This is a genomic window from Cryobacterium flavum (assembly GCF_900103805.1).
Taxonomy (GTDB): domain Bacteria; phylum Actinomycetota; class Actinomycetes; order Actinomycetales; family Microbacteriaceae; genus Cryobacterium; species Cryobacterium flavum.
In genome coordinates, this window is the sequence record NZ_FNIB01000005.1 from 311,236 (window position 1) to 332,569 (window position 21,334).

26 protein-coding genes are annotated in these 21,334 nt (G+C 65.3%); 7 read left to right on the forward strand and 19 right to left on the reverse strand.

Annotated elements, in window-relative coordinates; all coding sequences use genetic code 11:
* The first annotated feature begins 3 nt into the window (after window positions 1-3).
* Complete coding sequence (locus BLS91_RS09555; protein ID WP_241983157.1) at window positions 4-1,446, forward strand: sensor histidine kinase; 1,443 nt, start codon at window positions 4-6, stop codon at window positions 1,444-1,446.
* Window positions 1,447-1,493: 47 nt separating this feature from the next.
* Here BLS91_RS09555 and BLS91_RS09560 read toward each other — a convergent pair whose 3' ends face one another.
* The 3 genes from BLS91_RS09560 to BLS91_RS09570 all read right to left on the reverse strand — a co-directional run bounded on the left by BLS91_RS09560 (window position 1,494) and on the right by BLS91_RS09570 (window position 4,666).
* On the reverse strand, window positions 1,494-2,357 hold the full coding sequence (locus tag BLS91_RS09560; RefSeq protein WP_134505324.1) for a DUF4190 domain-containing protein: 864 nt from the start codon (window positions 2,355-2,357) through the stop codon (window positions 1,494-1,496).
* A gap of 118 nt (window positions 2,358-2,475) precedes the next feature.
* Window positions 2,476-4,200 (reverse strand): 2-succinyl-5-enolpyruvyl-6-hydroxy-3-cyclohexene-1-carboxylic-acid synthase, encoded by a 1,725-nt coding sequence (gene menD, locus BLS91_RS09565; RefSeq protein ID WP_092340476.1) that lies wholly within the window; start codon window positions 4,198-4,200, stop codon window positions 2,476-2,478.
* Entirely contained in the window at window positions 4,193-4,666 is a 474-nt protein-coding gene (locus BLS91_RS09570) for a PLD nuclease N-terminal domain-containing protein (RefSeq protein ID WP_092340477.1), read from the reverse strand. Before BLS91_RS09570 ends, menD begins: the two co-directional genes overlap by 8 nt.
* A 72-nt stretch (window positions 4,667-4,738) precedes the next feature.
* Between BLS91_RS09570 and BLS91_RS09575 the strand changes: the two genes are divergently transcribed.
* The gene (locus BLS91_RS09575) at window positions 4,739-5,056 is read left to right on the forward strand and encodes a DUF4229 domain-containing protein (RefSeq protein ID WP_092340478.1); all 318 of its coding nucleotides are present in this window, start codon (window positions 4,739-4,741) and stop codon (window positions 5,054-5,056) included.
* Here BLS91_RS09575 and BLS91_RS09580 read toward each other — a convergent pair.
* Window positions 5,030-6,022, reverse strand: a complete 993-nt coding sequence (locus BLS91_RS09580) for a 1,4-dihydroxy-2-naphthoate polyprenyltransferase (RefSeq protein ID WP_369827242.1) — start codon at window positions 6,020-6,022, stop codon at window positions 5,030-5,032. The two genes, BLS91_RS09575 and BLS91_RS09580, sit on opposite strands and share 27 nt — an antisense overlap.
* A gap of 69 nt (window positions 6,023-6,091) precedes the next feature.
* Window positions 6,092-7,231: an AMP-binding protein gene (locus BLS91_RS09585; RefSeq protein WP_241983078.1), complete on the reverse strand. Its 1,140-nt coding sequence runs from the start codon at window positions 7,229-7,231 to the stop codon at window positions 6,092-6,094.
* A 279-nt stretch (window positions 7,232-7,510) separates the two neighbouring features.
* On the opposite strand from BLS91_RS09585, the gene BLS91_RS09590 reads away from it, so the two are divergent.
* The 4 genes from BLS91_RS09590 to BLS91_RS09605 are packed head-to-tail and all read left to right on the forward strand — an operon-like array spanning window position 7,511 to window position 10,183.
* Window positions 7,511-8,488 (forward strand): sigma-70 family RNA polymerase sigma factor, encoded by a 978-nt coding sequence (locus BLS91_RS09590; protein WP_158252785.1) that lies wholly within the window; start codon window positions 7,511-7,513, stop codon window positions 8,486-8,488.
* A gap of 40 nt (window positions 8,489-8,528) precedes the next feature.
* Entirely contained in the window at window positions 8,529-8,879 is a 351-nt protein-coding gene (locus BLS91_RS09595) for a DUF7882 family protein (RefSeq protein WP_092340480.1), read from the forward strand.
* Entirely contained in the window at window positions 8,876-9,130 is a 255-nt protein-coding gene (locus BLS91_RS09600; RefSeq protein ID WP_092340481.1) for a hypothetical protein, read from the forward strand. The genes BLS91_RS09595 and BLS91_RS09600 overlap by 4 nt, the downstream gene beginning before the upstream one ends.
* A 48-nt stretch (window positions 9,131-9,178) precedes the next feature.
* Complete coding sequence (locus BLS91_RS09605) at window positions 9,179-10,183, forward strand: o-succinylbenzoate synthase (RefSeq protein ID WP_241983077.1); 1,005 nt, start codon at window positions 9,179-9,181, stop codon at window positions 10,181-10,183.
* An 83-nt stretch (window positions 10,184-10,266) separates the two neighbouring features.
* Here the strand turns inward: BLS91_RS09605 and ccsB are convergent, their stop codons facing one another.
* The 10 genes from ccsB to BLS91_RS09655 form a co-directional block, all read right to left on the reverse strand.
* Window positions 10,267-11,283: a c-type cytochrome biogenesis protein CcsB gene (ccsB, locus tag BLS91_RS09610; RefSeq protein ID WP_092340536.1), complete on the reverse strand. Its 1,017-nt coding sequence runs from the start codon at window positions 11,281-11,283 to the stop codon at window positions 10,267-10,269.
* 69 nt (window positions 11,284-11,352) lie between these two features.
* Window positions 11,353-13,029 carry a cytochrome c biogenesis protein ResB gene (resB, locus tag BLS91_RS09615; RefSeq protein WP_092340482.1) on the reverse strand — a complete coding sequence of 559 codons (1,677 nt, stop codon included), beginning with the start codon at window positions 13,027-13,029 and terminating at the stop codon, window positions 11,353-11,355.
* Entirely contained in the window at window positions 13,013-13,774 is a 762-nt protein-coding gene (locus tag BLS91_RS09620; protein WP_092340483.1) for a cytochrome c biogenesis CcdA family protein, read from the reverse strand. The genes resB and BLS91_RS09620 overlap by 17 nt, the downstream gene beginning before the upstream one ends.
* Window positions 13,771-14,373: a TlpA family protein disulfide reductase gene (locus BLS91_RS09625; protein WP_092340484.1), complete on the reverse strand. Its 603-nt coding sequence runs from the start codon at window positions 14,371-14,373 to the stop codon at window positions 13,771-13,773. The genes BLS91_RS09620 and BLS91_RS09625 overlap by 4 nt, the downstream gene beginning before the upstream one ends.
* Complete coding sequence (locus BLS91_RS09630; protein ID WP_092340485.1) at window positions 14,370-15,014, reverse strand: histidine phosphatase family protein; 645 nt, start codon at window positions 15,012-15,014, stop codon at window positions 14,370-14,372. The genes BLS91_RS09625 and BLS91_RS09630 overlap by 4 nt, the downstream gene beginning before the upstream one ends.
* 47 nt (window positions 15,015-15,061) lie before the next feature.
* Window positions 15,062-15,628 (reverse strand): hypothetical protein, encoded by a 567-nt coding sequence (locus BLS91_RS09635; RefSeq protein ID WP_092340486.1) that lies wholly within the window; start codon window positions 15,626-15,628, stop codon window positions 15,062-15,064.
* Window positions 15,625-16,266, reverse strand: a complete 642-nt coding sequence (locus BLS91_RS09640) for a hypothetical protein (protein ID WP_092340487.1) — start codon at window positions 16,264-16,266, stop codon at window positions 15,625-15,627. The genes BLS91_RS09635 and BLS91_RS09640 overlap by 4 nt, the downstream gene beginning before the upstream one ends.
* Window positions 16,259-16,795, reverse strand: a complete 537-nt coding sequence (locus BLS91_RS09645) for a hypothetical protein (protein ID WP_092340488.1) — start codon at window positions 16,793-16,795, stop codon at window positions 16,259-16,261. The genes BLS91_RS09640 and BLS91_RS09645 overlap by 8 nt, the downstream gene beginning before the upstream one ends.
* Window positions 16,789-18,090, reverse strand: coding sequence for a hypothetical protein (locus BLS91_RS09650; protein ID WP_092340489.1), 1,302 nt, complete (start codon window positions 18,088-18,090; stop codon window positions 16,789-16,791). Before BLS91_RS09650 ends, BLS91_RS09645 begins: the two co-directional genes overlap by 7 nt.
* Complete coding sequence (locus BLS91_RS09655) at window positions 18,087-18,386, reverse strand: hypothetical protein (RefSeq protein ID WP_104088152.1); 300 nt, start codon at window positions 18,384-18,386, stop codon at window positions 18,087-18,089. The genes BLS91_RS09650 and BLS91_RS09655 overlap by 4 nt, the downstream gene beginning before the upstream one ends.
* Window positions 18,387-18,464: 78 nt before the next feature.
* On the opposite strand from BLS91_RS09655, the gene aspS reads away from it, so the two are divergent.
* Window positions 18,465-19,793: an aspartate--tRNA(Asn) ligase gene (gene aspS, locus BLS91_RS09660; RefSeq protein WP_092340491.1), complete on the forward strand. Its 1,329-nt coding sequence runs from the start codon at window positions 18,465-18,467 to the stop codon at window positions 19,791-19,793.
* A gap of 133 nt (window positions 19,794-19,926) precedes the next feature.
* Here the strand turns inward: aspS and BLS91_RS09665 are convergent, their stop codons facing one another.
* From BLS91_RS09665 to BLS91_RS09680, 4 genes are all read right to left on the reverse strand, one after another.
* On the reverse strand, window positions 19,927-20,226 hold the full coding sequence (locus BLS91_RS09665; RefSeq protein ID WP_092340492.1) for a Dabb family protein: 300 nt from the start codon (window positions 20,224-20,226) through the stop codon (window positions 19,927-19,929).
* The gene (locus tag BLS91_RS09670; RefSeq protein ID WP_092340493.1) at window positions 20,223-20,492 is read right to left on the reverse strand and encodes a glutaredoxin family protein; all 270 of its coding nucleotides are present in this window, start codon (window positions 20,490-20,492) and stop codon (window positions 20,223-20,225) included. Before BLS91_RS09670 ends, BLS91_RS09665 begins: the two co-directional genes overlap by 4 nt.
* Before the next feature lie 143 nt (window positions 20,493-20,635).
* The gene (locus BLS91_RS09675; RefSeq protein WP_003792170.1) at window positions 20,636-20,734 is read right to left on the reverse strand and encodes a 30S ribosomal protein bS22; all 99 of its coding nucleotides are present in this window, start codon (window positions 20,732-20,734) and stop codon (window positions 20,636-20,638) included.
* Window positions 20,735-20,843: 109 nt separating this feature from the next.
* The gene (locus BLS91_RS09680) at window positions 20,844-21,311 is read right to left on the reverse strand and encodes an ArsR/SmtB family transcription factor (RefSeq protein WP_092340494.1); all 468 of its coding nucleotides are present in this window, start codon (window positions 21,309-21,311) and stop codon (window positions 20,844-20,846) included.
* Between the last annotated feature and the right edge of the window lie 23 nt (window positions 21,312-21,334).

Sequence of the window (21,334 nt, forward strand, 5' to 3'; positions counted from 1 at the left end):
CTCATGGCGGCCTTCATTTCCGTCACGCTCCTCATGCTGCTCGTGCAGGACGTACCGCTGAGCAACTACCTGCGCAGCGTTGAACGTGACCGCATCATCACCTCGCTCGAGCGCGACGCGTTTGTGCTCGCCGGGCGCAGCGAAGAGGCCCTGGAATCGGCAGTGACCGCCGACGACGCCGCACTGGCGACCCTTGCCCGAACCTATCGCGGAGCCGGCGGCGCCCGAGTAGTCATCGTGAACCCGGCCGGAACGGCAATCGCCACGAGCGACGATGACCAGTCCAGCATCGGCAACGACTACGCCTCACGGCCAGAAATCATGGGTGCCCTCGGCGGGCAAATCATGTCGGGCAGCCGATACTCCGACACGCTTGAACTCCAGCTGCTCTACGTCACCGTGCCCGTGTTCAGCGGTGACCGGGTCTTCGGCGCGGTGCGGTTGACCTACCCGGAGCCGGTGATCAACGATGCCGTCAACGATCAGCTGCGGCTGCTCGGCATCGTTGCCCTGACGACGGTGCTCCTCGCCGGCATTGTCGGCTACATCTTCTCCAGCTCAGTCACTCGCCGGCTCAAGCTCCTGAAAGACGCTACTGGGCGGCTCTCGAACGGCGACCTCAGCGCCCGCGCCGACGAGACCAGCGGCGCCCCGGAGGTTCGGTCGCTCTCACGCTCCTTCAACGAGATGGCCGAACGGCTCGACACGCTGCTGCAGGAACAACGACGGTTCGCGGCGGATGCCTCGCACCAGCTGCGCACGCCGCTCACCGCCCTGCGCCTCAAGTTGGAACGAGCCGGCAGTCTGATGGCTACCGACCCGGCGGGGGCATCTGATCGTCTGGCCGCCGCCGAAGCAGAAGCCGACCGGCTCGGCACCATCGTCGAAGGCTTGTTGCTGCTCAGCCGTACGGAGGGTCAACCGACGACACTCGTGACCGTCGACCTCGCGGAGATTGCTCGTGAACGGGTCGAGCAATGGCATCCGCTCGCCCAGGAATCCGGGGTCACAATTCGCTTCGACGGCCCGGCCACTGCGCTCGTGTCGGCGGTGGCCACCGCCGCGGAACAGATTCTCGACAACTACCTCGACAACGCCCTCTCGGTCAGCCCCGGCAACAGTGTGATCGTCGTCCGCGTCACTGAGAACAAGTCCGCTGCGCGGCCGGACCGCGCCGGTCGTTCGCACGCGGCGCCCCTGACGGAAACGGTGCAGCTCGAGGTGCTCGATGAGGGTCCCGGCCTGAGCATCGAGGAGTGCTCGCGCGCGTTCGACCGGTTCTGGCGGGCCCGCTCCGACAGCACCGGCAGCGGACTCGGCCTTGCCATCGTTGCGCAGCTGGCCAAAGCGAGCCATGCCACCGCAACGTTGACGCCGCGCGGTTCGGGCGGACTCACCGCCTCCGCCACCTTCATGGCCGCCCGGCCGGCGCCTGAAAGCGGGTGAACGGTTGCCTCGGAGTTCCTGAAGCAGCAGCCCACCCGCTCTCGCGGCTACTTCCAGCGCCAGGAATCGATGGCGGCGGCGATGATCTCCTCCCCGTTGTCTTCGGGAATGACGAAGGAGATCAGGAAGAACTTCACCGGCTCCCCGGCTGACTGGTATATGTCCGGGGCGAAGACGGTGAGGAACGCCTCGGTGCGGGTGTTCTCAGCGGTGCTGATCATGCGGGTGAGGTTGGCGTCGACGCCGTCGAGGGTGACGGCTTCTTTCAGGCTCGTTACCTCGCCGGCTTGGGGAAAGTAGCTCTGATTCAGAAACTCGACCATGTCGTCGAGGCTGCCGCCGGGCACCCAGTCGTCGGTGCTGGCCACCGCCACCGGCTCCACCAGTACGCTCCCGAGGATGCTGCCCACGCCGGTCTTGTGGATGACGCCGTCGGCATCGCGTTCACCCCAGAGTTCCAGGGTGGTGATACAGGCATCCGTCTTCTCAGCGGATTGGTTGCTGAGAAAGTCGCCCGGCCCGTTGAAGGAATAGCAGGGCGTGATGACGGGCTGGGCATCGGTGAGCACAGCCGTGCCGATACCCGAATTCACCAGCGCGACCACGACCACAATGGTCACGAGCACGTTGGCCAGCACGGCCAGGGAAGATCCGATCAGGCCCGCGAGCCCGAACGATCTGCCGCCCGGCCTGCGCATTGCCAGGATTCCGAGGATGATGCCAGCGACACCCAGCAACAGTCCTAGAATCGGAATCCAGCCGATGACGAAGGCGCTGATGCCCACGATGAGCGCCGCCAGAGCGAGGCCGCCACGACGTGTCGGTGGGTGTGGTGTTTGTCCGGGTGTCTGCCCGGGCGCGTACTCAGGGAGGCCGCCGGTCTGCGGAGGCCCCTGGGGCGAATCGGTCATCTGGGCCTCCCGGCATCCGTGTGTCTTCAACGGTACCAAGCGGCCGCCTGAGCATCCGCTCGCCACAAATCTGTGGATAACTCGCCCCAACCTCGCGAGAGTGGAGATAGCGGCGCCGCTAGCGAAGGAGAGGCACCTCGAGGATCGTGGGACGGGTGGGGGCACCGGTGAGGGCGCGCTCCAGGTCGGCTCTAGTCGCGGCGAACTCGTAGTCCCAGCCGTAGGCAGCGGCGAGCGACTTCAGGTCCACCTTCCGCGGGGTATACAAGACCCGCTCCATCGCCTCAGCGGGAGCCGTCGCGGCTACCTCGAGGCCGTCGAAGATGCTGCCGCCACCATCGACGCCGACGATGACCTGCAGCCGGGGCTCGGCTTCGCCCGGGGCCAGCAGCAGCGATCCGACGTCGTGCAGAAAAGTGAGGTCGCCCAGCAGAGCCCGGGTCACGCCCGCCGAGCGCGGTTCCGGTTCGGCCTGGCTGGCCAGCGCCACACCGAGCGCGGTGGCAATGGTGCCATCGATGCCAGCCAGACCCCGGTTGGCGCGCACGGTGATCTTCTTGCCTGGCACGCGCTTGTCGGCCTCGCGAATAAGCCGGGACGCTCCGAGCACGAGCCGGTCATGCGGCCAGGATGCCCGCCACACCGCGTCGACGAGCAGCGCCCGGGTGAGCGGCGCACGCAAGACGGCCAGTTCGGCACGGGTGATGCCGCGCTTGTCGATCGGCACCCGGCCTTCGCCAGCCGCCGCCTCGGCGAGGGCACGGCTGGTCCTGACCCACCGGCCGAGCCATTCGCGGCCGGCCGGTGTGCGTGCGACCGCAGTGCAGGCGGCATCCGCTCCGACCGAGCGGGTGAAGGCGCGTGCAGCGTGGCCCGGGTTGTACCATTCGAGGCCGGTCGGGGCGACGACGATGGTCTCGACGCCGTCGCGCATGATCAGGGCCGGAATCTCCCGGCTGAGGGTAGGGTGCCCGAAGACGATCACCCGTTCCACCTCGCCGCCGAGGTCGACAGCGGCGAGCAGCTCGCGGTAGTGCACGATCAGGTTCGGCCCGAATCGGGCGCCGCTCGAGACTTCGGCCAGCAGCGGCCAGCCGCCGGCGTGCGCCAGCTCTTCGGCCGCGGGCCCGGCGCCGTCGCCGGCCACGACCACGGTGCGCGGCCCCGGAGCGAGCAGCATGGCCGGCCCGTCGGGCAGCGCGTCCGGCCCGGCGGCAGGCTCAGCCGCGGCCCCAGCGGGAATCATCGGCAGTCCGACCGGCACCGCAGCCGACAGCGGCTCGCGAAAGGCCAGGTTGAGCTGGGCGGGGCCGGGAGCTGCGTTGACAACGCCGGTGGCAGCATCCATCGCCTGCCGGGCGAGCGCCACGGCGATGGTGGCCTCATCGGGTTCGCCGACCGGTGCCGGAACGTCGAGGCACAGCCGGGTGGCAACCCCGAACAGGCCAGCCTGCACGGTGGTCTGGTTTGAGCGGATGCCGCGCAGCTCGGCCGGGCGGTCGGCCGTCAGCAGAATCATCGGCACTCCGGCATGGTGGGCTTCGAGCACGGCCGGGTGCAGGTTCGCGACGGCGGTTCCCGAGGTCACCACGACGAGGGCGGGCAGACCGGTCTCGAGGGCGAGGCCGACGCTCAAAAATCCGGCGCTGCGTTCGTCGGTGCGCACGTGCAAGCGGATGCTCCCGGCCCGTTCCAGCTCAGCCGCGGCCAGGGCGAGCGCCTGCGAGCGAGCGCCGGGGCACAGCACGAGGTCACGCACGCCGAGCCGAACGAATTCGTTCAGGAGGGCGACGCTGAAATCGGTCGCCGGGCTACGGGGGTTGCGGGTGGACCGCTCAGGCATCCCGACGGCCAGGCTGTTCGCCCTCGCCCGGTTCGTTCTTCTTCTTCGTCGGGTCAACGCCGGCCGTACCAGCGGTGCCACCCTTGCCCGGCGTCGGGTCGTTCTTGTCGAGGTCCGCGAGGTCCTGCTCCATGCGACGGATGCGCTCTTGCTGGTCTTTTTCGTTGAACGGACGGTTCTCGCCGCTGTCCGTCTTCACGCTGCCGCCGTTGTTAAGACCACGCAGGAACTCTAAATCGTCATCCGGGGCAACGGAACGAAAGGACCGCGTGGTCGGGGTGGCGCGGCCGTGGCCGACGAGCAGCCAGAGCAGCGGGCCAATCAGCGGCACCAGCACGATGACGAAAATCCAGACCCAGCGCGGCAAGCCGCGAATGCGCTTGCGGTCGAACACAGCACACTCCACGAGGGTGTAGACGGTGAGGATGACCAGGGCTAGTCCTAGTCCGATCAAGAGCTTGGGCATAACTAGATTGTAAGCCGTTTGACCGTGAGAGACATGTGCGCCCACTCAGCCGCGGCATTCTAAGCTAGATCCATGAAATCCGTGGCCCCCTGGCTGTACTACTCCGTGTTGCGCGTCTTAATGTTTGCCGTTCCACTGGCGATTCTGCTGTCTCTGGGATTCTGGCCCTGGGCATCCGCTGTAATCGCCGCCTTGATCGGGCTGTGCCTGTCGTACCTGTTGCTCGGCAAATCGCGTGAGAGCGTTGCGCGCGACCTCTACAAAGCGCGGCACCCCGACAAGGAGCCGGTGAACCCGGATTCCGAGATCGAGGACTCGGCGTTGAACGCCGCTGAGCAGCAGTCCAACCCCGTGCAGGCCAACTCAGAACGCGAAAGCAAGTCCCAGTAGCAGCCCGTAGGCCAGCGCCGCGAGGCTCGTCAGTTTGAGGGCGAGGATGAGTTCCTTTGCCGACGTCGCGGTGATGGTGATGAGGCAGGCGGGCAGGGCCAGCAGCAGAACGAAGAACGTGAAGATTCCGAGCGGGTAGACCAGGCTGAACAGTCCGGAGATCACGAACGGCAGCAGCAGGAAGACGCAGAACACGACCCGGGAGGCCCTACTGCCGATGCGCACGGCAAGGGTGCGCTTGCCGGCGGCCTTGTCGGGCACGATGTCGCGCAGGTTGTTGACCATGAGCACGGCGCAGGCGATCAGCCCGATGGCGACGCCGCCGAGCACGCTCTCGGTGGTGAAGTCGCCGACCTGCACGTAGGTCGTGCCAGCGGTGGCGACGAGGCCGAAGAAGACGAACACGAATAGTTCGCCGAGGCCGAGATAGCCGTACGGCTTCTTGCCGCCGGTATAGAACCAGGCGGCGGCGAGGGCGACGACTCCCACCAGCAGCAGCCACCAGTACTGGGTCAGAATGACGAGCGTCAGGCCGGCCACGGCCGCGAGGCCGAAGCAGACCAGCGCGACGCGCAGCACGGTGCGCGGGTTGGCGACACCGCCGCCGGTGAGCCGGGATGGCCCCACGCGAAAGGCGTCGGTGCCGCGAATACCGTCGGAGTAGTCGTTGGCGTAGTTGACGCCGATCTGCAGCAGCAGGGCCACGGCGAGCGCGAGGAGCGCACGCACCGGGTGATAGACACCAGGGCCACTCGCGACGATGGCGGCGCCGGTGCCCAGCAAAACAGGAGCGATGGCGAGCGGCAGGGTGCGCAGGCGGGCACCGGAGATCCAGTCAGAGGCCGTCGCCGGCTTCACCTTCGCCGGCCCCTTGCGGGGCGGTCCGTTCTTATACGCCGGGTGGCCCGATTTGCCGCTGCCCGCGGCCTTACCGGTCTTTGGAGCGCGAAGATCAGCGCCAGCCAGTGTCGCCTGGGGGTTCAATCGTTGTTGTTTGGGCCTGACCGGCCGAGCTCCTTGTGCCACGCCCCCATGCTACTGGCCACTCACGTGCAAAGCGGGCAGCTGCGCGGTCAGCGCTCTGCGGTCGGGCTTGCCCGAGGTCAGCATCGGAATTTCCGCCACCCGCACGATGCGCGCTGGCCTGGCCGCGCGCCCCAGCGCCGCCACAACGGATGCCGCCACCCCGGCATCATCCGCAGCCTCCCCGGCCACCACCACGACCGGCACCTGGCCCCACTTCTCGTGGTCAACACCGATCGCAACGGCCTGTTCGAAACCCGGGCATGAGCGCACGACGCGTTCGACGGCATCCAGGGACACCTTTTCCCCGCCGGAAATGATCACATTGTCGGCCCGACCGAGCACCGTGACGCGTCCGTCGACGATTTCGCCGAGATCGCCGGTGCGATACCAGCGCACGCCGTGCTCCAGCTGAAACCGGTCAGTGGTGCGCGGGTCATCATCGAGGTACCCCTCGGCGAGCACCGAACCGGACAGTTCAAGCTGCCCGTCCACGACCCGCACGAGGGTGTCGCCAATCGGCATACCGTTGTAGATGCAGCCTCCAGCGGTCTCTGATGAACCGTAGGTGCGCACGACCCGCACGTCTTGCTCGGCCGCCCGGGCGATCAGATCGGGTCGAATCGCCTGCCCGCCGACCAGAATCGCGGTGAAGCGACGCAGCACGGCCAACAGGGCCGGGTCATCCGCTGCGTCGAGCAGGCGCGCCAGCTGCACCGGAACCAGCGCAGTGTAGCGCAGCGGCTCGGTCATGGTCTCGGCCAGCCGCCGAAATTGCTGCGGATCGAAGTGACCAGGCGGCAACACGACGGGGCTGGTTTCGGACGCAATTGAGCGCACGAGCACCTGTACCCCGGCGATGTAGTGCACGGGTAGGGCGAGCAGCCACTGGCCGGCTCCGCCAAGGGCAACGGCCGAGGCAGCGGCGCCGGCGAGCAAGGCGTTGGTGGCGAGCATGACGCGTTTGGGTGCCCCGGTCGATCCCGAGGTCTCGATGACGACGGCGACTCGCTTCGGCACGTCGCTGAGAGTGACCGCGGCACTGCCCACCGGCACCGGCAGCACAGCCGGCCCGCTGCCGGCGAGCGCAGCTCGCAACACGGTCAGAAAGTCGAGCGGATGCTCCGGCGCCAGCGCCCGCAGCGCCCTCACGAGTGCGCTGTCACGGCCCGGAAGCCCGCTGAGAAGGGTTCGGACACCTGTTCGCTCATGGTGTCAGCCTACGCGGCGAGGCTGCCGACATCTCAAATTTTGCAACTCGTAAGATTAGGGGTTGAGAAGACGAAAAAACCTCAGTTACTGTGGACCAAACAAGAAGTCAACCCCTTGTCATCCACCCCGTTCGGGGGTGTACTAATGACTTGGAAAGTACGGGGAGGTCGCCATGAAAAGCACGAACGGCAGCACGAGCAAATGTGGGGGCACAGAGCCATGACAAACACCGTTCAGGAATCACGCACCACGACCGCCACGCCTCGTCGCACCGTCTCCCCGGGTAATTACAACGCCGCCTCAACGGATGCCTTCGGCGATTACCTGCGGCGCATAGGCAAGGGGAGCCTGCTCAACGCCGAGCAGGAAGTCGATCTGGCTCGCCGCATCGAGGTCGGGCTGTTCGCCGAGGCTCGGCTGCTGCAGGGTGTCGGTACGCGCGATTCGGCCGACGAGCGCGAACTCGCCTGGCTCGTGCATGACGGGCGCCGTGCCAAGAATCAGTTCATCGAGGCCAACCTGCGTTTGGTCGTGAGCATTGCCAAGCACTACTCCGGTCGCGGTGTGCCCATCATGGACCTCGTGCAGGACGGCAATATGGGGCTCGTTCGCGCCGTCGAAAAGTACGATTTCATGACCGGCTACAAGTTCTCTACCTACGCCACCTGGTGGATCCGCCAAGCCATTCACCGGGGCATGGCCGACAAGTCGCGCATGATCCGCATCCCGGTGCACACCGCCGAGAAACTCAACAAGATCAAGCGCATCCGGCGCGACCTGACCAGCGTGCTCGACCGCGACCCCACAGCACGCGAAATCGGCGAGGCCGCCCAGCTTCCCGTACGCGACGTGCTTCGACTGCTGCAATATGACAACGAACCGATCTCCCTGCACACCCCCGTCGGCGATGGCGCCGGGGACATGGCCGAGCTCATCATTGACGATGACCTCCCCCAGCCCGACGAACACGCCACTCTGACCCTGCGGGCGGCAGACATCCGCTATTTTCTTGACACGCTGCCGCCGCGGGAGCGTTCCATTCTGAGGGCCCGGTTCGGCCTCGACGGCAACGAGCCGCGCACCCTCGACCAGATCGCCCATATCGAGGGAGTAACTCGGGAGCGGGTGCGGCAAATTGAGAAGCGCGCCCTGGCCCTGTTGCATGTACCGCGGCTGGAGCACTACCTGAGGGACTAAGGCGCCGACCGCACCGATTGCACGCGAGCAGGAGCGAGACATGGGAAAGCTGACCTACGACTCCACCCTCACCGCGGACTTCGACGATCGGGTACTGGCGCATATTCAGGTTGTCATCGGCGCAAAGCTGCGCCGTGGGGAATCGTTCTACTTCAGTTGGCGCGACGACCCGCAGGCTGGCGACGGCCGCAGCACGATCTGGCTGCACCCCGGCATCCCCATCGCCTACAAATACTTCGGCAGTCGCTCACCCACCCTGAACCGCGACTGGATCGAAGTACTCATGGCCACGGCCAATTCTTCCGCCGGATTGCAGATCGTTCCGGAACCCCGCTCTGGAGGCGCACAAACGTCGGCTGCACAATCGAGTTCAGTGAAGGACGAACCATGAACCGCATCGACATTGTCTATGGCGGCAAACCGTATTCGATCGGCGGCCGTTCCATTGAAGCAGTCCAGGTGGAGATCGACGGCGCCCTGGGCGCCGGGCTCCCGTACTGGTTGCGCGTGAACAGCGGTGAAGGCCGGTTCGAAGACGCCTATTTGCTTATCGCGCCCGGCATCGCCGTGGCGATGGTCAACGTCAAGCCGAACGGTGTCGATCACGATCACGACGGTGATGAGCTGCACGAACAGGATTAGCGCCCCGCTCTGGCCGTCTATCCAGCCGGAGGCTGACACACTGGAACCATGATGACCTCACTGGATGCCACGGTCCCCCCCCTGGAAGAGCTTCTCGGTTCCGCACACGTCGTCTCACTGAAACTGTTCGACCGGTTTCGCGGGTTGGACAGCCGGGAAGCACTGCTGTTAGAAGGCCCGGAAGGCTGGACCGAGTTCTCGCCATTCGTCGAGTATGACGATGCCGAGGCCGCCAACTGGTTGCGGGCCGCGATCGACTTCGGCTGGCAGGGCACTCCCCACGCGCTGCGCACGAGCATTCCGGTCAACGCCACCGTGCCCGCCGTTCCGGCCGAGAAGGTGGCCGAGGTACTCGCCCGTTTTCCCGGCTGCCGCACCGCGAAGGTCAAAGTCGCCAGCCCCGATCAGACCCTCGCGGACGACGTCGCCCGGGTAGCCGAGGTGCGCCGCGTGCTCGGCCCTGAGGGGCGCATCCGCATCGATGCGAACGGGCTGTGGAACGTCGACGAAGCCGAACACGCCATTCATGCGCTGAGCGCTTTCGACCTCGAGTACGTCGAGCAGCCCTGCATGACCGTGCCGGAGCTCGCCGATATCCGTCACCGCACGACCTATCTGAGCGTGCCGATCGCCGCCGACGAGAGCGTGCGCAAGAGCGGCGACCCGCTTGCCGTAGCCAGGGCCGGCGCCGCCGACATTCTGGTGATCAAGGCGCAGCCGCTCGGCGGCATCCGTGCAGCGCTGTCCATCATCGGCCAGACCGGACTGCCGGTCGTCGTCTCCAGCGCCCTCGACACGTCGATCGGACTGTCGATGGGCGCGCACCTGGCAGCATCCGTTCCGGGGCTTTACTTCGACTGCGGTCTCGGCACGGCGTCGTTGCTGGCCGAAGACGTTACGACCGAGCCGCTGCTGCCGGTCAATGGCGCCGTCCCGGTGCGCCGGGTCGTGCCTGATGCCGCGCTGCTAGCGCAGCACGCGGCCAGCCCCGAGCGCCGCGACTGGTGGCTAGCGCGCTTAGCGCGCACCCACGCGTTGATCGCCGCCGAGTAGCCCGGGATTCTTCCTGCGAAAGCGGAAAAACGTTGCTTCAGACCGACCGAAGCAACGTTTTTCCGCTTTCGCGTCGTTAACGGCTACAGGCCCGAATAGGCGTGCAGGCCCTTGAAGAACACGTTGACGATGCCGAAGTTGAACATGACGGCGGAGAAACCGATGATCGCCAGCCAGGCTGAGCGTGATCCGCGCCAGCCGCGGGTCGCGCGGGCGTGAATATAGCCGGCGTAGATGACCCAGATAATGAACGTCCACACCTCTTTGGTGTCCCAGCCCCAGTACCGGCCCCAGGCCTTCTCGGCCCAGATCGAGCCGGCCATGAGGGTGAAGGTCCACAGGATGAAGCCGATGATGTTGATGCGGTAGGCCAGGTTCTCCAACGTTGCCGACGACGGCAGCGTGGCCAGAAAACGAAGGCGCAGAGCGGATGCGATCGGCCCGCGAGGCGCGGCCGCCCCCTCCAGTACGTGGTTCTCCCGCCGGGACTGCAACAGTTGCACGGCCGACAGGGCAAAGCCCAAGGCGAACATTCCGGTGCCGAGTGACGCCACGAAGACGTGGATCACGAGCCACGCTGACTGCAGAGCCGGCGGCAGCGGAGCGACCTCCACGTAGAACTGCAGGGCAGCGATGCCGAGCAGTACGAGCACGAGCCCGGTAACGAAGGTTCCGAGAAAACGCAGGTCGGAACGGACCAGCACGATCAGGAACACCGTCATGATGAGCAGGGTTCCGGTCATGGCGAACTCGTACATGTTCGCCCACGGCACCCGGTCAGCGGCGAAGCCTCGCATGATGGTGGCCGCGAGGTGCAACGCCCAAGCCAGCACGGTCAGGGCGACGCCCACGCGAAGGCTCGACGACCGGCCGTATGGCAGCGCGGCGTCATTGTCCATGCGGGCGCTGATCCGGCTCAGTACGGGCCGCTTCAGCGCCGGTCGCTCGAGGGTTCGGGTGCTGCCGACGGAGGCGGCGGAACCCGCTGATGAGGCGGCATCCGCTTCGATCGAATCGGCCTCTTCGATCGCACCGACGGCACTGGACCGGCGGGCCAGGTCGATCGCGAAGGCGATGAAGGCGAGGGCGTAGACGGCCATCGCCGAATACAGCGCGTAGAGCGAGTACGAATTGAGCAGTGCGGAGTCAGTCAGATTCACGATGTAAGCCTAAGTCGATTCGGGGGTGGTGGCGACGGTTTGGTGGGAGTTGAGCAGTTTCAGGTGCCGGTCGGCTACGGCCGTGACGGCGGCCTCGAGGGCCGGGTCGTCGCCGCGGGCGAGGCCGGCGTACTCGAGCTGCACGGTGCCGTCGGCGCGGGTCGTTGCCTTCACCCAGACTCGGCGGCGCGGCACGAGCAACCCGGTGAACAGGCCGAACAATACGAGCGTGGAGAAGGAGATGAGCCAGATCTGCGTCGGGTCGTAGTGGATATCGAAGCTGGCAAAGCGCGAAACCGACTTGGTGAAGTCACCGGCGGCCGACGCGGCCGGGTCATTGTCGACGAAGCTGACCGTGCCGAGGCCGTTCGGCAACTCGGCTGAGGCGCCCGGCTTGAGTTCGATCGATTCAACTCCGGTTTTGCCGCCGGTTTGCTGGGTCAGAGTGTCGGTGACGAGCGAATAGACGGATGTCGGCACACCGGCATCGAGACCGAGGTCGCCGGTGTACACGTTGAGGGTCAGCAGCGGATATTCGAGATCGGGGTAGCTGGAGAAGTTCGCTCCCGACGCCGCTTTGTCCTGGGTGGGATAGAAGAAGCCAATCATGCCGAGCTGTTCGGCCAGGCCGTCGGGAACCTTCACGATGCCCAGCGAGGTGAGGTTGGCGTCCTGCGGCAGGAACGGCACCGAATCGGAAAACACGACGGTGCCGTCGGGGGCCGTGACCTGAATGGTCGGTGCGTACCCGTTGCCGAGCAGGTAAATACTGGTGCCGTTGGTGCGCAGCGGTCCGTTGACCTTGACGACGCCGGGCTCTGGAGCCTCGCCCTTGGGGGTGACAGTGACGTCGGCGGTGAAGTCGATCGGCTGCCCGTAGGCCTGCAGGTTCTGCTGTTCGTAGGAGACCGAGAAGTCGTCGAGGCTCAGCGTGTACGGGTCGAGGGTGGTGTCATCGAAGAAGCGCCCAGGGTTGAAGGAGTCGTAGGCGAGCAGGGTGTTCACGAAGGTCTGGCCTTCAACCAGCACGCGCTGGCCGGCGAAGCCGTAGCCGCCACCGAAGCCGACGGTCACCAGAATGCCCACGAGCGCCGCGTGAAAAACGAGGTTGCCGGTTTCCCGTAGGTACCCACGCTCGGCCGAAACGGATGATTCGGTGTCGGAATCGAAGCGGGCGACGCGGTAGCCGCTGGATTTCAGGACCGTGCGGGCGTGGGTGATGGCGGTGGCGGCATCCGCTTGCGCCGGCGCGTCTCGTTCGGTGAAACCCGATAGTCGGGAGAGCCGGGCCGGCGTGGTCGGCGGCTTGGCGCGCAGGGCCTGAAAGTGGTGCTTGGTGCGCGGAATGACGCAGCCGATGAGCGAGATGAACAGCAGCAGGTAGATCGCCGAGAACCAGGCCGACGTGTAGACGTCGAAGGCCTGCAGCTTGTCAAGGTTCGGCGCGAGGTCGGGGTTGTCGGCGAAGTACTGGGTGACGCCGTTCGGGTCGGAGCTACGCTGCGGCACGAGCGACCCTGGAATGGCCGCGATGGCGAGCATCAGCAGCAGGAACAGCGCGGTGCGCATGCTCGTGAGCTGACGCCAGAACCAGCGCAACCAGCCGGTCAGGCCGAGTTTGGGCTGCACGACGCCGGGCCCCTGTGTCTGCGGGCGGGAATCGTAGTGGTCAGATGGCCGGGACAAAGTTGCCAATCACCCCTTGCAAATCGAGGAGCCAGGTGTTCCAGATGCCGCTCACCATGAGTACTCCGATGACGACGAGCAGAATCCCGCCGAACAGGTTGATGGCACGAATATGCCGTTTCAGGAATGCGACCGATCCGGTGGCCCAGTTGAGTCCGAGAGCGATCAATAGGAACGGAATTCCGAGGCCGAGAGAATAGAACAGCGCGAGCAGGCCGCCCTGCCAGGGCGATCCGGTGCCGAGGCTGAGCGAGTTGATGGCGGTGAGGGTGGGGCCGGTGCACGGCGTCCAGCCGACCGCGAAGACCGCGCCGAGCACCGGCGCTCCGGCCAGGCCCATCTTCGGGCGCCAGTTGGTCTTGATGGTGCGTTGCATGGCACCGAACTGCCCGACGAAGACCAGACCGAGCAAAATGACCACGACACCGGCAATGCGGGTGATCAGGTCGCGATAGGAGTTGAGCCAGAACCCGGCGGCACCGAACACGACTCCGGTGAGCACGAACACCACGGTGAAGCCGAGCACGAACAGGCCCACGCCGGCGAGCAGCCGGGTGCGGCCGCGCCGGTCACGCTTGGACGCGCCGGTACGTCCATCGGTGAAACCACCGATATAGGCGAGGTACCCGGGTACGAGCGGCAGAATGCACGGCGAGGCGAAGGACACCAGCCCGGCAAGCAGTGCGATGGGAATGGCGAAGAGCAGCTGACCGCTGAAGACGATCTCTCCGAAGGGATTGTTCACTCGGTCGTGCCAGTCTCCGCGATCGTGTCCCGAATCAGGGTTTCCAGAATGGACGGCGAGGTGACCTGGCCGAGAATGCGCGCAGCGACCCGGCCTTCGGCATCGAGCACGAGGGTGGTGGGTACCGCGTTGGGCGGGATACTGCCGCTGAAGGCGAGCTGCATGGCTCCGGTATCGACGTCGAGCACCGAGGGGTAGGTCACGCTGTAGGTGTCGTTGAAGGCGATGGCGTTCGGCGCCTGGTCGCGCACGTTGACGCCGAGAAAGCTTGCCCCGTCGTTTTCGAACTGGGCGTTCAGGCTTTGCAGGTCGGATGCCTCGGCGCGGCACGGCGCGCAGCTCGCGTACCAAAAGTTGACGACGAGAACTTCGCCGAGCTTGTCAGCACTCGTCACGGTCTCGCCCGTCTCGGTCACGCCGGAGAAGTTGATAGCGTCACCGCGATCGGCGAGGGCGATCTCGGTGACGCTGCCGTCGCCGGCGATGAAGCCCTTGCTCGAGCCCTCCCGGTACTGGTCGGCGAGCGGGTCAGAAGAGCAGCCGGCGAGGAGCAACGCGGCGGCCGCGAGTGCGATCAGTGGAAGGCTGCGGCGGTTCATACGGCACCCACATCGTTGCTCGGGTCGAGAAGGGCCAGTGCCGGGCTGGCGTAGGCGGTTTCGGCGAAGTGATCGCCGTGCCAGGAGAGGGTGGTGATGCTCGACAGGTCGCAGCGGCGTTGACGCGGGTCATGGGCGAGCCGCTCATGGGCGAGGGAGCGGTGCACCATCCAGATCGGCAGCTGGTGGCTGACCAGCACGACGTCGCCCTCGTCGACCGAGTTCCAGGCCTCGTCGATCGCCGCAAGCATCCGCTCGGAGACGGCGCGGAACGGTTCGCCCCAGCTCGGCTTCAGGGGGTTGATCAGGGCCGGCCAGTTGCGCGGGTCGCGGAGCGCGCCGCCCTGGCCGCGCATCCGCTTGCCTTCAAAGACGTTGGTCGGTTCAATGATGCGTTCGTCGGTGTCGATCGACAGCGAAAAAGCTGTCGCGACCGGGGCGGCCGATTCCTGCGCGCGCTGCAGCGGCGAGGCGATGACGCGCACGACCGCGCGGCCGCGTTCGACCAGTTCGTCGGCGGCGGTGGCCGCCATGAGCACGCCCAGCTCGGAGAGCCGGTAGTTCGGCAGCCGTCCGTAGAGCACGCGTTCGGGGTTATAAACCTCACCGTGACGCACGAGATGCACTTGACTGGCTACCACCCGACTAGTCTACGGAGGGACCAGCCTTGAAACCGCCGTGAGAGCGCTCAGGCGTCAAGAATGCTGATGCTCCGAGCGAGGTCATCCACGATCGGCAGCAACTCGGTCATCAGCGCAATGTTGAAATTGGCGGCGATCACCACCACGTCCAGGTCGTCACCCTTCCACGCATACTGCGCAATCGCGGCAATGTCATGATCGGGCTCCCCCACGTCGGCGTAGCGGATGGTGCGCACCCCGTCACCGAGCAGCTCCGACGAAAACGTGGTCGCCGTGACGGGGCTCGTCGCGGCGGGGTCGTGCACCGCCGCGAGGTCGTCGAGGGTCAGCTCGGCTGAGCTGGCGGGGTACAGCACGCTCACAAAGAAGACGTACTCCGCCGGGTTCGCCAGGTAGACAAAGCGCGACTCGGTTTCTGGGCAATCGTTCGCAATCGAGTGCAAGGATTCGTCGATCCAGCGCGCGGTGGCCGCATCGAGGGTGTGGGCATCCGTCAACAGTCCCGTGATTGTGCCGGCCCAGTCGTCGAGGTGCGCGAATTGGTTCCAGGGCCATTCCTCGGGAACGTAGAGCCAGAGGTCACGATCAAAGTCGACCCGAATGGTTGCTGTCATGCCCAAACCACCGATTCCATCATGACGTCGAAGAGCTCGGTGAGCGCTTCGACTATTGGTTCGAACTCCGCGATCGGCGCTCCGGAGACCGTGAGCGCTGACACCAGGAAGCTCCCCGGTGCGCCGGGGACCGGCCAGCTGTAGTGCACCGTACGCACGGCGGCCACTGTGAGGCGACCGTTTCCGTCCGGCGCACGCGGCAGATCAACAATTTCTCGCACGCAGCGCCCGGCCCTGGTGCGGGCGACCGTCGCGTTCGGTCCACTGGGCTGCATTCGTTCCGCCAAAAGGGCGACGGCAGTGTCTGACGGAGCGTCGGTGCGCACCTCGCTCATCACGATTCCTGCTGAAACTGGAACCAGCCACGGCATAGCCAGTGGAAACACGAGGTCAAGCCCACCGGCTCGGCGCGCTTCTGCCGCGATGGTGCGCAGGCCGGCCCCGAGTCGTTTCTTCTGCGGGCCGTACGTGTCAGTGGGCAGGCCGGCAAATTGTCGGTCGACCAGATTCGTAATGGCAGCATCCGCCGAGTCGCCTACCGGAATCAGAACCCAGCCCGGGGGAAGTACGAGTCGGTAGGCGCATCGAACACGCGGCGCCGATATTGCAGCTGGCTGCGGCGAAACGGATTCAGGCATCCGCCGACGCTGGCTTCCCTGCGCGGCGAGTGCGCACCGATGGGCCGTCACGCCAGGCCAGCGGAACGAGATGCACCCAGCCCAGGATGTCGCGTACGACGAAGAGCAGCCACGCCACGAGGTAGACAAACAACGCCAGCGTGCCTTCGTTATGGATGCCGGGAGCGCCGAAATAGGCGGTGCCCAACGGAATGGAGAACAGGAAGGCCACGAAGGCAAACCAGGCGAACGTGGCGCGCCCCGGTTTGGGAAACCGTCGCAGTGGCAGCGGGATGGTCCAAATAGAGAGGAACAGCATTCCGGCTGCCGGGATGAACAGCGTCCACGATTGGGGGTTGAACGCCGGATACTCGGCGCTCCAGCCGAAGAACCCGCCCTGTTCCTCGGTCGGCGTCGAGCCGGTCAGGAGTCCGAGCACCGCGATGACGAGCGCTGGCCCCATACAGACAATGACGAAAAACACCAGGGACCCGAAGAACACGCGGTCCGAGACACGGAGTGCCCGCTTCTGCCAACCCGGCTTCACCATGACGATCCCACTCTCCATGTTGCCTGGTCGTTGACCTGCTTGTACCAATCGTCGAGGGAGGCACCCGCGTTGAGGACGTTATCAATGGCGTCGGGCATAACGGGGTTGAGTACCTGCGCCGGGAGTCCGAGCTGATCGAGGGCCAAATTCGCCCCCTTGAGCAGGGAGGGGATGGCCAATTCCACGCGCTGAAACCCGATATTGACCTTGCCGAGACCAACGAGCAGATCATCGCCCGGGCCACCGGCACCAGCTCGGGCATTGTTCAATACCCGCGATGCCTTGGCGTTGGCTACTCCCTTGGTCGAAAATACTTCTCGATACCAGACCACCTTGTTCGCGGTACCGACCTTGCTCGGGAGCACCCCATTGAAGCTCGCGGTGACAGACCGCAGGGGGTTCTTGCTGGTCCCCAAACCGGTGAGATGGGCCACTCGCGTGGACTTCAAGGCGGCCATCGTTCCCTTGAGTGCAACGCCGGCGATGGCAGCGACACCCAGGCTCGCGAACGTGAGCGCGTCCAGGCCGAACTCGATCCAGGAGATTTGTCCGGTGCTGGCGAGCACGAGGCTCAGCAGGGCCGTTGCGCCGGCGATGGCCAAAGCAAACGGGATTAATAGCGGAAAGAACAGGCTGAGAATAGCCAGCCCGGCGGCGAGGTAACCCAGAATATTCTTGATGCTCGTCAGGACGGCAGCGTTTTCCGCGACCCACCCGCTGAAATTATCCCAGAGGGAGTCATTGAGGCCATCCTGATCGATAGCGGTAGCGATTCGCTCCGCAGCGACGGCCGCGGCAGTATCGCGCAGTGCAACCGCATCGTGATAGTTCTGCAGGGTGGCTGCGAGTTGAACGGTCAGATCGTCAACGACCGACTCGTGAGCGAGTGCGAGTCGCTGGGCATCGATCTGGTCTGCCGGGTCGGTTGCTTCGCTCGCCGCGTCGGAATAGTGGTCGGCCCAGGACTGAGCGGTCGCGGCTTCGCCCGCCGCGTAATCACGCGCATCGATCGCCTGCCGCGCCATTGTCTGGGCCGTTTCCAGGGAATCGGCGTAGGCGGAGAGAGACGAGCCCGCCGTTTCATAGCGGCCGTGCAGCTTTTCCAGCCGGCCGGCGACGTCGCCGGACAGCTCCACGAGTGCCGATACGGCCTCGCTCCGGCCCAGGTCATCAGAGGCAATGAGCCGGCGCAGTTCGGCGGCCGATTCGCGCACGGCATCCGCTGTCAGTGTGTACCTGGTCGCCGCTGAGCGCACGCTGGTCGGGTCGCCCAGGAGCGGATCGTAACCGCTCACGACGGAGGAGTTTCAGTCAACGCTCGAGCGAGTTCGGAATCCACCGATTCGAAGCCGTCCGCGATGGATTGCCCCATCGTATGCATCTGCGTGAGCTGCTCGGTCAGTTCGTTGCGACGGTCATCCCACTTCGAAGAGAAATCGTCGATCACGCTCGCCAAATGAGCATGGCCGACCATGGCGCCCAACTCCGCGCTGACTGCGCTGGCATCGCTGAGGCCGCGACGAACGGCGTCGAAATTCTCGGCGAGGCCGCGAACGGCCCCGGTATCGACCTCAAGTTTGCTCTGCGTCATGAACCGTCCCTCCCGAACCACACTCTACCGGGCGCTCCTCGGCGGGTCTCCGCGAGCGGCTCCGGCTAAGCTCGAACAGTGACTTCGCGCGTATTAATCAAGAACCTGTCCGCTCTCGACGACGGCCCCGTATCGGTGTCCGGCTGGGTCGATACCGTTCGAGACCAGAAAAAGGTGCAATTCGTCGTCCTCCGCGACGAATCCGGCGCCGTGCAGCTGGTCAATCCCCGTACAACGGATGCCGATGGCGTCGTCGTTGCCGACGAGCCGGCTACCAGCATCTCAGGGTTAGCCCAGGGCACCTTCGTCACGGTCACCGGGACGCTCAAGCACGACGAGCGGGTGAAGCTCGGCGGCATCGAGATCAAGTTGGCCACCCTCACCGTGGTGTCCGCCGCCATTCCCGAGACGCCGATCGCGGCCGACTCGAGCCTCGACAAGCGCATGGACTGGCGCTTCCTCGACCTGCGCAACCCGAAGCAGAACCTCATCTTCCGCATCCAGACCACGTTCGAGCACGCGCTGCGCACCTACTGGATCGAGCACGACTTCATCGAACTGCACACCCCCAAGCTCATGGCGAGTGCGAGCGAGTCCCGCGCCGAGCTGTTCGAGGTCGGCTACTTCGACACCAAGGCGTATCTGGCGCAGAGCCCACAGTTCTTCAAGCAGATGGCCCAGTCGGCCGGCTTCGGCAAGATCTTCGAGGTTGGCCCGGCGTTCCGCGCTGACCCCTCGTTCACCAGCCGCCACGCCACCGAGTTCACCAGCGTTGACTCGGAGATCAGCTGGATCGACAGCCACGACGACGTCATGCAACTGCACGAAGACCTCATGGTCGCCGGGTTCACCGCTGTCAAGGCCAAGCACGGCGACGAGGTGCTCGCCCTGTTCGACGTCGAGGTGACCGTTCCGAGCACCCCGTTCCCGCGCATCCCGCTGGCCGAGGCCAAGGAGATTGTGAAGAGCCGCGGCTACGAGGTTCCCCGCGACGACGACGACATGGACCCGGAGGGCGAGCGCCAGATCGCCGCCTACGTGGCTGAGAAGTATGGGCACGAGTTCGTCTTCCTCACCGACTACGCCTCGAGCATCCGTCCGTTCTATCACATGCGTCACGACGGAGACGCGTCGATCACCAAGAGCTACGACCTCATCTTCAACGGCACCGAGATCTCCACCGGCGCCCAGCGCGAGCACCGCATCGAGGTGCTCGAAGCGCAGGCGATCGAGAAGGGCCTCGACCCGAAGGAGATCGAGGGCTACCTCGACTTCTTCCGCTACGGCGTGCCGTCGCACGGCGGTTTCGGCATGGGCCTGGCCCGCGTGCTGATGCTCATGCTGCACCAGGCGAGCATTCGCGAAGTCACCTACCTGTTCCGCGGCCCGACCCGCCTCGAGCCGTAGTAACCCCGCCGGGCCGGTACGTAATGCCGGTAAAATTTGCGACACGCCGGTCCGAGCATCTGGCGTGTCGCAAATTTACCGGCCTAGCCTACGCCAGCGGATTCCCCCGCCCCGTCACAGAGATCGGCGCCGGCTAGACCTCGAGGTCCACGGCCAGGCGATCAGCCACGACGGTGCGAATGAACGCGCCGACCTTCTTGTGCTCCGGGTGCTTCTGGTAGCGGTCGAGGGCCTCGAGGTCGTCGAAGTCGGCGATAAGCGCGACGTCCCAGTTTTCGTTACCGGCAACATCCGGCCCAACCGTCAACGCCCGAATCTCGGGAACGATACCCACCAGCGCCTCCAGGCCGGCCACAATGCCTGCGGCATCATCGGCCTTCTTGCGGGGCGTGAGTGCGGTGAGCTTCCAGCAGACGATGTGGCGAATGGTCATGAGACCTCCAGTAGGGCGGTACGCAGGCGCACGGGATCGATACGCCAGTAGTTGTGCACTTTGCCGTTGATGAGGAGCACCGGGATGTCCTCGAGGTACAGCTCGTGCAGTTCGGCGTCATCGAGAATGGAACGTTCCTCGAACGTGATAGTGGGCGCGCCAGGGTCGCCAGCGAGCTTGGCGACGACACTGCCGACCAGGTCGCGTGCGTCGTCGCAGAGGTGACAACCGGGCTTGCCGATCAGGGTCAGGTGTGCGGTGGCCATTGTTCCAGCCTAGGGTGACTTGCACCTCGAGACGACGGGCACGGTGGCGCATCGACCAAGGAACGGTCGGGGACAGCAAAAAGCGCCAGTCCCGAGGGGCTAGCGCTTTGCTCGATGAGCAGTTAAAAAACTACGAAGTCGATCTACTTTTTATTACGACGCTGGTGGCGAGTCTTGCGAAGCAGCTTGCGGTGCTTCTTCTTCGCCATACGCTTGCGTCGCTTCTTAATTACAGAACCCACACGGACCTCACAAGTATTGGTTTAGTCGCGGGGCCCGCGACTGACACGAAAACACCATTCTACCGGACAAAAGCCGCTCCAACTACTCAGGGGGCGGATCGGGCCTGATCTAGCCGTTTCTGCGCCACTTCTTCGCGGTGGCATCTTTGACGACGTGTGACATTTGCGAAGCGTCAGCGAAGGCCTTGCCGATCGCCGAAGCGAACGCACGCTGCTCTTCTTTCAGGCCAGCGTCGGCCTCGAGATCGGCGTTCTTGACGGCCTGGTCGAAGTCGACGCTGAGGAACGGAATCAGCCAGTCCTCGATCTCTTCGAGCGGTGAATACTCCAACCGGTAGAACCGGTGCTGCCCGTCTTCACGCACGGTGACCAGGCCTGCTTCGCGCAATACCTTGAGGTGTTTGGAGACGGTCGGCTGGCTCAGGCCGAGGTGCCCGACGATGTCGGACACGCTCAGCTCGCCGCGAACATCCCCGGAGGGACCGCGAATTTCGCCCGTGGGAACAGCGCGCTCCAAGAGGATGCGCAGGATGTCCCGCCTTGCCGAATCCGCCACCACGGTAAAGATGTCTGCCATAACTTCAGGGTAGTCATTACTGC

What these genes read in the sequence shown, in the direction of transcription:
- BLS91_RS09640 (WP_092340487.1), bottom strand. Translation starts at nt 16,266, where the DNA reads ATGCCTGAATCCGTTTCGCCGCAGCCAGCTGCAATATCGGCGCCGCGT.
- BLS91_RS09575 (WP_092340478.1), top strand. Translation starts at nt 4,739, where the DNA reads ATGAAATCCGTGGCCCCCTGGCTGTACTACTCCGTGTTGCGCGTCTTA.
- BLS91_RS09590 (WP_158252785.1), top strand. Translation starts at nt 7,511, where the DNA reads ATGACAAACACCGTTCAGGAATCACGCACCACGACCGCCACGCCTCGT.
- BLS91_RS09670 (WP_092340493.1), bottom strand. Translation starts at nt 20,492, where the DNA reads ATGGCCACCGCACACCTGACCCTGATCGGCAAGCCCGGTTGTCACCTC.
- menD (WP_092340476.1), bottom strand. Translation starts at nt 4,200, where the DNA reads ATGCCTGAGCGGTCCACCCGCAACCCCCGTAGCCCGGCGACCGATTTC.
- BLS91_RS09680 (WP_092340494.1), bottom strand. Translation starts at nt 21,311, where the DNA reads ATGGCAGACATCTTTACCGTGGTGGCGGATTCGGCAAGGCGGGACATC.
- BLS91_RS09665 (WP_092340492.1), bottom strand. Translation starts at nt 20,226, where the DNA reads ATGACCATTCGCCACATCGTCTGCTGGAAGCTCACCGCACTCACGCCC.
- BLS91_RS09560 (WP_134505324.1), bottom strand. Translation starts at nt 2,357, where the DNA reads ATGACCGATTCGCCCCAGGGGCCTCCGCAGACCGGCGGCCTCCCTGAG.
- BLS91_RS09600 (WP_092340481.1), top strand. Translation starts at nt 8,876, where the DNA reads ATGAACCGCATCGACATTGTCTATGGCGGCAAACCGTATTCGATCGGC.
- ccsB (WP_092340536.1), bottom strand. Translation starts at nt 11,283, where the DNA reads ATGGCCGTCTACGCCCTCGCCTTCATCGCCTTCGCGATCGACCTGGCC.
- BLS91_RS09625 (WP_092340484.1), bottom strand. Translation starts at nt 14,373, where the DNA reads ATGAACCGCCGCAGCCTTCCACTGATCGCACTCGCGGCCGCCGCGTTG.
- BLS91_RS09570 (WP_092340477.1), bottom strand. Translation starts at nt 4,666, where the DNA reads ATGCCCAAGCTCTTGATCGGACTAGGACTAGCCCTGGTCATCCTCACC.
- BLS91_RS09655 (WP_104088152.1), bottom strand. Translation starts at nt 18,386, where the DNA reads ATGACGCAGAGCAAACTTGAGGTCGATACCGGGGCCGTTCGCGGCCTC.
- BLS91_RS09645 (WP_092340488.1), bottom strand. Translation starts at nt 16,795, where the DNA reads ATGGTGAAGCCGGGTTGGCAGAAGCGGGCACTCCGTGTCTCGGACCGC.
- BLS91_RS09605 (WP_241983077.1), top strand. Translation starts at nt 9,179, where the DNA reads ATGATGACCTCACTGGATGCCACGGTCCCCCCCCTGGAAGAGCTTCTC.
- BLS91_RS09595 (WP_092340480.1), top strand. Translation starts at nt 8,529, where the DNA reads ATGGGAAAGCTGACCTACGACTCCACCCTCACCGCGGACTTCGACGAT.
- BLS91_RS09635 (WP_092340486.1), bottom strand. Translation starts at nt 15,628, where the DNA reads ATGACAGCAACCATTCGGGTCGACTTTGATCGTGACCTCTGGCTCTAC.
- BLS91_RS09555 (WP_241983157.1), top strand. Translation starts at nt 4, where the DNA reads ATGGCGGCCTTCATTTCCGTCACGCTCCTCATGCTGCTCGTGCAGGAC.